Here is a 10,279-nt window from a genome sequence, read left to right on the forward strand (position 1 = left end):
TCAAGCACAAGAAGGGGTTGACCAGGAGGTCAACCATCCGATGTCGCCTTTAGGAGTTTTTTTATTCGGAAGAATGATATCCTCGTCGTTCAAGCACAAGAAGGGGTTGGCCAGGAGGTCAACCATCCGATGTCGCCTTTAGGGGCTTTTTTATTCGGAAGAATGATATCCTCGTCGTTCAAGTACAAGAAGGGGTTGACCAGGAGGTCAACCATCCGATGTCGCCTTTAGGGGCTTTTTTATTCGGAAGAACAATGTCCTCGTCGTTCAAGCACAAGAAGGGGTTGACCAGGAGGTCAACCATCCGATGTCGCCTTTAGGAACTTTCAAACATAGAGTATAAGGCAAAGAGTTTGTTTTCCCATTTTCTTCAAGTGTATCACTTTTCGCTTGCCAACTCGTACCATTTTTTATTGCCATCCAAATTCAATATGAAATTTATATTATTTACCAAGTAAGCATTGGTTAGTTCATATTCCTCTAAACGGTAAAATTTAGGGTTGATCTTAAGTATTCTCCTATTCTATTTACTTAGCATCAGGTATTTTCCACTTTAGTATAAACAGCATATCAGATTCAGACACCGCTTTTCGCCCTAACTTGAGAGCATAAATCAAGTGTTTATCTAACCTTAATCAAGCGTTAATTGTTAACGCTTGATTAAGGTCTGATTAACGATAGATTAATAGCTTCAGGAAAGGAAGATAGGAGACAGCAAAAGTCCATTCTTTTGTATGGAAAGAAATGTAGTTGCTAAAAAGTAATGTATCTACATAAATAGCATATAGTTAAGTGTCTATTTTTACTTTGGAGGATAGAAGTGAATGAAAAACTATGCTTCTCTTCTACAATCTGCCCGCAAAACGGCAACTATATATCTTACAATGAACCTATATTCTTTTTTTACTTACGATTACTCAATTCAGAAGCCAGTTAGAGCTTGGTTGTTAGTGAGAAGTTTGGGGAATGTGGTTTTGGGAAAGGCAGGTGAAAATTGCAGACCAAAACCTTCAGCCATATTCATTAACCCGGTAAAACCTTTCCCATCAGGGTTCTATTCGGTAATCGTGAATGCTCATCGGGAACTGGCTTGCACAAAATAAAAACCTCTACTTCCAGCCGGATCTGTAAACTGCAGTTGAGAAGTAGTCCCCAGCAAGGTAAAATTGCCATCAGGTCTATCACTGCGATATATTTGATAGCTAACTGCGTTAGGAACGGCTTCCCATTGCAAAATGATGTTGTTATTTTCCCTAACGATAATTACTACAGGAGATTGCAAAGAAGGATAGCAACCGCTGCCTGTTAAAGGAAGATAGTAATTATGGCAGTTAACTGCATTGCTGATAATATTCAGATTGCCGTTATAAGAGGTCTCCGAGGCAGGAATAAAAGTTAAATTATAAATAACAGAACCCCCCGCTTCAATAGTAAAGTGCAAATCAGAAGAATCTCTATCGGTATTTTCTTTATCCGAAAATATTTTTGCTGGTTCGCTTAAAGCCAGAGAATAGCCCTCGGGAACAGAAAAATAACCTGTCAGCAAGTAATTGCCGGTATTATGAATAGTAAACTGTTGAGTTGTGGAACTGCCAATTAGATTATTGCCAAAATCCAGTTGGGCAGGAATAACGGTTAGGAGGGGATTTTGTATTTGCGTGGCAAAAACTAATTTTAGATCGGGTCTGCAGTTGGAAGTGGTTCCGCCGGTAAAAACATTGGTCTCATCATAATTATAATTTTTCACATATCGGTAATTGTTATCACTGAGAGTAAACATCACTGTTCCGGAAGCATAATAATCACTTGCAATTCCATAAGCGGTATCCACTACAATATTATCTATACCATTCCAAAGAAAAGGAGAAGAAAGAGGAAACATATTCCAGCCGCTTACTTCAGGTAAATATGCTGGATTGGTATAAACTACAACCATCCCGTCCGGGGACTGCCAGGAAGAAACATCAGGAGCAGTAGTATGTTTCATCCGAATTAAGTAATTGGGTAGAGCATAAATCGGTAGTTCATCTATATCAAAGCCCAGCTGGGAAATTTCTATAGGACCGTATATACCTGCCGCATTCAATTCCGCAGCAGTATATATGGACTGACCATGGATACTAATCGCATAGTTATTTATAGGACTGGCAGTAGTATTTCCTGTAACACCCATTCCACACCCTAAAATTGCCTGACGGGGAAAAGCACCATCTGGAGTTGCTTGCACCGTTATGGAAGGAATTGATTCATTTCCTCCATAAACTGAAGTTACATAATATGAAAAGGTTTCGCCATTATCTACATCAACATCATAATATATAAGAGGGTTAACCACATTGGCAAGAAAAACATTATTTTTATATAGATTAAAACTGCTAAAATTCCCGATTGGAGGTGCCTGCCAGGTTATAGTTACTAATCTATTTGCCGGAGTAGCTCTTAATGTTAAGGGCGGGAAAATATGGTTATCTGCCCCGAATATCTCTAATTTTAGGTTCGGTAATTTATTTGTTTGGGTAAGAGATAGAGGTATTCCTAAGACACTACTTTTTTGTCGGGTTCTGGTTATGGTAGTAGTAGTATATGTCCAATAAAGAGCTTCATCTATTGCAGGTTGATATCCTTTTAAGCAAAGAATGGAAAGATTATCTATTCCGTTATAAACAAATCCCGGAGAAAGATTTACTCCCATCCACCCTGAAATTGCATCATTAGTAAAAGAACCGCTATAAACCAAAGTGTATTCGTTCAAATCATAGCTTCCTGTGCTCAAAGAACTGCTTGATGTATGCTTCATAAATATCCTAACATTTTCAATGGGACTTACATTATCCCCTTGAGCTTTATAATAGGCAATGGATTTGATTAAACCAAACATCCCGATTTCGCTTGCCAGATAGATTGCTTCGCTGGCAGAATAATAATAATTCATATAAAAAGGAAAGGGATTGATTCCTGTTTCGGTGCCTATATTAACAGAAATTGCAGCTCCTACATCCAGAGTTATGATCCCGGAAAAATTATAGTTTCCAGCTGTAGCGGTAAAAGGTAAATTCAATCTTGTTCCTACAGGTGTGGAAGCATCTACATTAAAAGTAAAGATAAGCTCTGAACTGCCATTTGCCGGAATAGATGCAAAAGATGTCATTCCCGTAATAAAAGTTACTCCCGGATTGGTAGTATTTATATTTGCCGAACCTGAATCACAGGCAATTTCTCCCCTATTGAGAAACTGAACTGATAAATTAACTGTTTCTCCAGGATCCAATATGCTGTCGTTATTTCCGCTTACATCCTCAATCACATAAGTGCCAATAGCGAAAACAGGTGTATAAACACTCAAATTAAAGGAATAGTTCCAATTTTGTTCACTACTGCTTAAAGATAGGGTAAAATCTATTAGATGGGCTCCGGGACACGAAGGAGAGATACTTATATTAAAATAGGTTTGAGGTAAGCCCTCAGAAACTCCGGCAATATCTCCATAATTGGAAGTTGCTGCATTCAGGGTTACATAAGGATCGGAACAGCTAAGCACTCCTATTACATCTTCAGCAGGAGAAAGTCCGTCGTTGCTAAGCGAAATTAGTAAATCAGCTGTTTCACCAGGTTCCAGATGACTATTGGCGTTATTATCTAAAACTAAGGTTTGGTCTATATTCAGATGAGGTAATTCGGAAATTATTCCGGAAGTAGTGATAAACAAAGCTTTCCCGTCGCATAAAGGACTTGCGGCAGGAGGATAAGAATTATTAAAAGTATATTCCAAGCCGTCGGTGCCAAAATGATCTTTAATACCAATAGTGCAGTAATTGCCATGAGGAAAAACATCACCGCTACCCGCATCTATATTATTAAAGATATTGTATTGCAGCTTAATTTGTCCGTCATTGGTTAAAGTATGATAGTAAACCGGATCATACAAAATTGCCTGAAAGGTCTCGGGAGTTGAAGTATCATATCCAGAGATGAGATTATACCATTCTACTACGAAATAGTGTTCAAGGGAATTGTAATAAGTATAAACACCGCTATTTATTCCTATCTGCAGATCGTCCCAAAAAACAGCAATCATAGCATTAGGACCTCCGGCACCTGGCAATCGCCAATTTCGCCAGTCCGCATTCAAAGTTTGCCCAAAAGCAAGAAAACCGTTAGAACAAATTGATACCTGGGTATATTGCCTGCCGTAAAAAGTGAAGGGAAAAGGTAAATCCACGGTTTGAATGGAAACGGCATTTGTCGCATCACCTTCATCGGATAAATATCCCGGATCAAATAAGGATAATTTCGTGCCGTAACCTCCTTCCTCCAAAGCAATAGGTATCCATTGATAATGCGGACACAAATTATATGCCAGATCCGATTCATCATAGATAAAATAACCGTAAACATCCTGTCCCAAAGGATCATTAACTGCATTTGTACCAATTGTAATGCTTAGATGAATCGTTTGCATAAAACCATCACTATTAGATAAAGTAAGAATTAGAGGAATAACCATTCCCACAACGCTGCTGTTACGGGCAAAAACATAAAAACTGTTATCATTACAGGTTGAGGTTGCATTAGGATTTATCGTGCCAAAATAACCTGTTGAATCCTGAATAACGAAATATCCGCTAAGGGAACTCAACTTGCCGGATACACCATTAAGCACGGTAAGTCCAGTGTTCTTTAAAGAAAATAGCATAGGGCACGAAACTCCCGGCCTAATTACTCGTTCGGGTAATCCGATAAAGTTGTAAGCTACAATTTTCAAATTCCCGCCTCTAACAGTTACCGGAACATTAACAATCCAAGTGAAGCCGGAACTTTCTGCTGTTAAAACCAAAGTAATGATATGTCCATCAGGACAAGCAGGAGAAACGGAAAAAACAATCGGATTTAAGTTTTCACTACAACCGTTGGCACTGATATCGCCAAATTCCAGGCGGTCATATTCCAGCAAAGTAACATAAGAATCAGCAGCGCTAACTCTGCCGGTGACAAAAAGGGTGGAACTACCGGTATTCTTTAAAGATATGAACAGGTTAATTTCTTCCCCCGGATTTACTGTTTCATCTCCATTACCGGATAATGCATCATCAATCTGAATGCTTTCCAAAACTATTCCACCATTTGTATTAACGGTGATTGGGCAGGTATAGGTAATAAAATCATCCTTACAAACCGTTAAAACTAAGTCCTCAGATAGCTCCGTAGGCAAAGCAATGGTTACATAGCCGGTTGAATCTGTGATATCTGTTAACTGTAAACCCGATGCAGCAGTTAAAGATACATAAGCGCCTTCTACAGCAAAACCGGTATTTTGATTAACGCCAATTCTGATATTGGCAGAGCCCGCTGGAATTGAGCTTTGAGTATTCACCACAAAACTATCAGGGATGCCTACATAAACTATAGCGGTTGGATCACCCATCAGGTTGCAGTAGGCAGCAAAATTTTGTGCCTGGACAGGATGGCTAATTCCATAAATCAAATTTAAATAGAGCTTGGCATAGAGCAGAGCAGAAGCCATATCTCTCATCCCCAGGCAATAAATACCATAAAATATACCTAAATCCAAACAGTTATTCATAGGAGTATGAGTATATTGAGTTGCCATTCCAATAGAGGTTACGGCGCCTCCTAAAGAAGCAGCTGTGCCGTAACGAATAACTCGTTCCGTGGTAGATGTTGTATTATTGAAATTCCCTGTGTTACAAGTGATGAAAACACTATGAAACAGTTTATGGGAATTATACATTGAAGAGATTGTATTAGGCCATCCGCTCATACCAGCAATACCCCGGTAATTATAAAATGTTACACCTTGATTGATGGCAGAATTGATATAGGTGCTACTGGGATTGAAACCATACAGTTCCGTGTAACTATATTCCGGATTAACCTCTGCGGAAATATTTTGAACATAGCGATTTGTATAGATTGTTGATATACCTGACTCTGCAGAATCGCTCACTAAAAGCATTCTGTTAAGCCAATCCATAGAATGCTGTTCAATATTCTTCTCCAGCGAGATAATTTTAGCCAGAATAACATCCAAATCCGCAGTGGAGGAAACAGAGATTCTACCAATCATTGCATCCCCGAGATCATCATTTCCGGCAAGCCAGGTGTATTGATAATCAATATAATTACTAATAGAAGGAATAGCAATAGCCCCATCGGTATCTCCAATTAAAACAATGTAGTCCGGACGCGTTGCAGGATTATCATAAGCAGTTTGGATGTAATTTTTAATATTGGTGTTAGAAGAGCCGGTAACACCGGTGCTAACGGCATTTACAATAAAACCCCTCTGTTTTTTCCAGCTAATATATTCATTTATCTTGGCAGTGTAGATAGCATCGGAATAATTACCGTAAATAACTAACATAACGGGATTCCTATAGTTACTTTCTCTGGTGGGCAGCAAAGAATCATAGTTTAAAATCAGCCCCCGGTAAATACTGTCAAAACTGCGAGAGATAAAAGGGCTTGGATTTAGTTCATTTATTGAACCGGTGTCCGTAAAAGTTAGTTTGATATTCAGGGTTTCGCTGATCAGCAATTGCTTATGCTTACGATTATACTGAAAGGGATATACATTGATGGTTACCACTCTGAAATCACGCAGAATTTGTGGCTCGGAAGCCGCTATATTATTAGCAGGATACAATTCTTCCAAGAACCTGCCCTGTTGCTGTTCTCTGATAAGCTGTGTTTCAAAAGCTGCCGTAAAACCGTTTATGGTAGATTGCATAGAAGAGACAACTTGCAGATTTACCCCTCCCCGATCAGGAATAGCTACCATTGTGGAAAAAACAGGCATCGTTTCTTCTTCATCTATAAAGAGACAGGGACTATCCTTCACTTTTACCTGTTGCCTGTTATTGGCACTCTCCTGAATATTCCATTCCGGTAAAGTAAAACTAATATCTATTTCCGCAGGTGTGGAATGATTTAATTGAAAGGCAGTAGCATTTGTATTCGGAACAGCAGACAGTTCTGCAGGTAACAATAGAATTGTTATCATTATTAAATAGAGATAGCGGTATGGTCTCATTAACCACCTCTTTTTTATATACTTTTTTTATACCAAATACCAAAGGCAACATATAGCTAATAGTATTTATTCTATATAACTTATCTCAATCTCAGAAGGTAAAAACCATTGTCATTCAGAACCGGCAGTAAGCATTTCTTGAATATGAAAGCTGTTGTCCCTGCCACATCAGCAAAAAAACAAAATGTGGCTTTTCCAATACTAAAACTATATCCTCTTTCATCATCTATTCTATTATTTACCGAACTTCCATTTTGTCAATCATTTTCTCGGGGCAGTTTATAGTAACAGTTTCTTTACCTGGCAAATTTTTAAAAAAACTAACTGCCCTCTGCTGAAAACGATAAAAGAGAAACTTTAGTAAAACCTGGAATGTCCCTTTAAAAAAGTTAGTTCGGTTATAGGTTTTAGCCCTTTTAATGTTAAACCTGTTGGGGTATTAGTTGTTTTCCGCAAACAAAAAACCGCCCAAAATTTGAGCGGTTTAATGTATATAAGTAGTATTTTGTTTTTATTTTTTTTTCTTAGTTAGGTGTTGCATTGTCTTCTTTTCTTTGTGGGTAATCAAATTCAGGTCTATAACTAAATTACTGGCAACAAAGATTGAGGAATAGGTGCCAAAGAAGATACCCAGGCAGATGGCAAAAGCAAAATCGTGAATTACGCTTCCACCCCAAAAATAAAGGCAGGCAGAAGTAAGAAAGGTTGTTCCACCGGTAATAACAGTTCGGGAAAGCGTATCGTTGATAGAACGATTGAAGACCTCCTGGATAGGGTCTTTGCGGTTTTTCTTCATATCTTCACGAATTCGGTCAAAGATAACAATTGTATCATTAATGCTGTAACCCACGATAGTTAAAAGAGCAGCTATAATTTGCATTGTAATCTCTTTACCCGTGAGAGCAAAAATACCTACTATCATAAAGACATCGTGAAAGAGAGCCAGAATTCCCATCAAACCAAATGTTAATTCAAAGCGGAACCAAATATAGATAATCATCGCAACTAAAGCAAGCATAACTGCCCAAAATGCTTGAGCGCGTAGTTCACCGCCTACTTTAGGTCCAACTTCATAAATTTCTGCTATTACTTCTTTGTTCAGGTCTCGTCCTTGAACATATTGAGGAAAATTATCCTGAATAATTTCCAAAAGCTTATTCCGGGTTTCGGTGGAAAAGTCAGTTCCTTTGCCGATACTCTTAATTTTTATCTGGAAAATAGAATTATCAGGATTACCGATATAGGTAATTTCTGCTTCCGGAAAACCGTTTTTAGTAAGGGTTGAGCGTAAATCCTCAATGGGCAGAGGTTGGATTTTGGGGTCTAATGCCTTCAGATTGACGGTTGCAGCTATTCCACTTGTGAAGTCAATGCTCCAATTTAATCCTCTAAAAATTATTCCGCCTAAGCCAATTAGCAACAAGGTAATAGAGAATGCGTAAAACCAGTAACGATACTTAACGAATTGGACATTTGTATGCTGTAGTATTCTCATTTTTTCTCCTTACACACTCAGTTTTGTCTTTTTGCTGCTTAAAACAATGTTATCCAGAATAGAGCGCACAATTACAATAGCAGAGAACATAGAGCCAATAATACCAATCACCAAAGTTACAGCAAAACCGCGGATAGGACCTGTGCCCAGATAATAAAGAATTATTCCAGCAATAACAGTAGTGAGATTGGAATCCCAAACAGTTACCAGAGCTCTTTTAAAACCTGCATCAACAGCACTGCGGGGTGTTTTTCCCAAATCCAATTCTTCTCTGATGCGTTCATAAATAAGCACATTGGCATCAACAGCCATACCTATTGTAAGAATGATACCGGCAATTCCAGGTAGAGTGAGAGTGGCGCCAAAAGCAGTTAACATAGCTAAAATAAAGCCCACATTTAAGACCAGGGCAACATCTGCGATAAAGCCGCACAACTTATAATAGATAACCATAAATAGGACAACAAGAATCAAACCAATTAAACCAGCTGTAGTTCCCTTACTAATGCTATCTGCACCTAAAGTGGCACCAATTATGGAAGTGGAAACCGGTTTAATAGGAGCAATCAGATTTCCGGTATTGAGCACGATTGCCAATTCGTTTGCTTCAGTAGCAGTAAATCTACCTGTAATTTGAGCTCTGCCTCCAGCAATCCTTTCCTGGATATTGGGAGCGGAATAAACAACTCCATCCAGAACGATGGCTAAACGCTTTCCTACATTATCGGAAGTAACTTTTTCAAACTTACGCGCTCCCGCTCTTTTCATTTCTATGGAAATGTAGGGCTTATTAGCAATCCGGGGATCGGTTGAAGTAGCTGAACCATATTCAACCTTAGCTTTAGCCAGATCACCACCGGTAAGCTGAGCTGAAGAAGATAGAACATAAAGGGTTCTATCAGCCCGGGGATTTTCCGTATCTGCTTTATCCAAGGAAAGCTGATAACCCATAGGCACCATTTGGGCAAAAAGAGAATCTGCCAGCAAATCTTGAATTAGGCGTACATCAGTATATTGAATTTCATAATCCATCTCTCCAGGACGGATCAGAGAACTGAAAACGCCAGTTCCGGCTTGCAAGCTATCGGTTGCAGTAGTATCCGCTAAAATGCTTTTATCTTTCTTCGCCATTTCTGCTAAAACCGGAAATTTATCCAGATTACTGCTGATATTTCTATCAATTGCATCAATCACTCTTTTGGCTTCATCCACAGGAGTAACAAGTTTAAACTCCAGCATAGCGGTTTGTTTAATTAAATTCTCAGCCGCTTTATAATCTGTTACACCAGGTAATTGAACCATAATCCGGTTCTCGCCTAATTTTTGAATTGAGGGCTCGGCTACGCCAAACTGGTCAATTCGTTCACGGATAATTTTAATGTTCTGTTCTACAGCATTGCGGGCATCGGCTTCAGATAATTCAGAAGTATCCACTTCCAAAAGTATCTGCATTCCTCCCCGGAGGTCAAGACCAAGCTTTAAATGATGCTTAGACCACCAGTCCGGCAGATTAGGAATTGCCATAGGAGCCAGAAAAAATGCTGTAACACAGATAAATATGACTATGAATAAGCCACGCCAGGAAATTTTCTTCATTGGCTTTATGCTCCCTTTTGCATTATAATATTATATATCAGTTTTATTCCTTGACCCAAAACTTTGATTAGCCCTTATTCGTCAAGGGAAATGTTTGCTATTAGTTCTCCCCTGCCAATTTCCTGAATCAAAGAGCT

Annotated in this window: 4 protein-coding genes; 1 reads left to right on the plus strand and 3 read right to left on the minus strand. The window is 38.8% G+C overall.

What is annotated here, in order from left to right; genetic code table 11:
* Positions 1–824: 824 nt before the first annotated feature.
* Positions 825–1,103: a hypothetical protein gene (locus PLE33_06610; protein HPS60919.1), complete on the plus strand. Its 279-nt coding sequence runs from the start codon at positions 825–827 to the stop codon at positions 1,101–1,103.
* On the opposite strand, the gene PLE33_06615 is transcribed toward PLE33_06610, so the two are convergent.
* The 3 genes from PLE33_06615 to secD all read right to left on the minus strand — a co-directional run bounded on the left by PLE33_06615 (position 1,076) and on the right by secD (position 10,142).
* Positions 1,076–7,051, minus strand: coding sequence for a C25 family cysteine peptidase (locus PLE33_06615; protein HPS60920.1), 5,976 nt, complete (start codon positions 7,049–7,051; stop codon positions 1,076–1,078). The two genes, PLE33_06610 and PLE33_06615, sit on opposite strands and share 28 nt — an antisense overlap.
* A gap of 511 nt (positions 7,052–7,562) precedes the next feature.
* Complete coding sequence (secF, locus tag PLE33_06620) at positions 7,563–8,546, minus strand: protein translocase subunit SecF (protein HPS60921.1); 984 nt, start codon at positions 8,544–8,546, stop codon at positions 7,563–7,565.
* A 9-nt stretch (positions 8,547–8,555) separates the two neighbouring features.
* Positions 8,556–10,142, minus strand: a complete 1,587-nt coding sequence (secD, locus tag PLE33_06625; protein HPS60922.1) for a protein translocase subunit SecD — start codon at positions 10,140–10,142, stop codon at positions 8,556–8,558.
* Positions 10,143–10,279 lie beyond the last annotated feature (137 nt).

This window comes from Candidatus Cloacimonas sp., assembly GCA_035403355.1.
In the GTDB taxonomy this organism is placed as follows: Bacteria; Cloacimonadota; Cloacimonadia; order Cloacimonadales; family Cloacimonadaceae; genus Cloacimonas.

Bases quoted from the DNA above. Each gene is read 5' to 3' on its own strand.
- PLE33_06610 (HPS60919.1), top strand. From the start codon at position 825: ATGAAAAACTATGCTTCTCTTCTACAATCTGCCCGCAAAACGGCAACT.
- PLE33_06615 (HPS60920.1), bottom strand. From the start codon at position 7,051: ATGAGACCATACCGCTATCTCTATTTAATAATGATAACAATTCTATTG.
- secF (HPS60921.1), bottom strand. From the start codon at position 8,546: ATGAGAATACTACAGCATACAAATGTCCAATTCGTTAAGTATCGTTAC.
- secD (HPS60922.1), bottom strand. From the start codon at position 10,142: ATGAAGAAAATTTCCTGGCGTGGCTTATTCATAGTCATATTTATCTGT.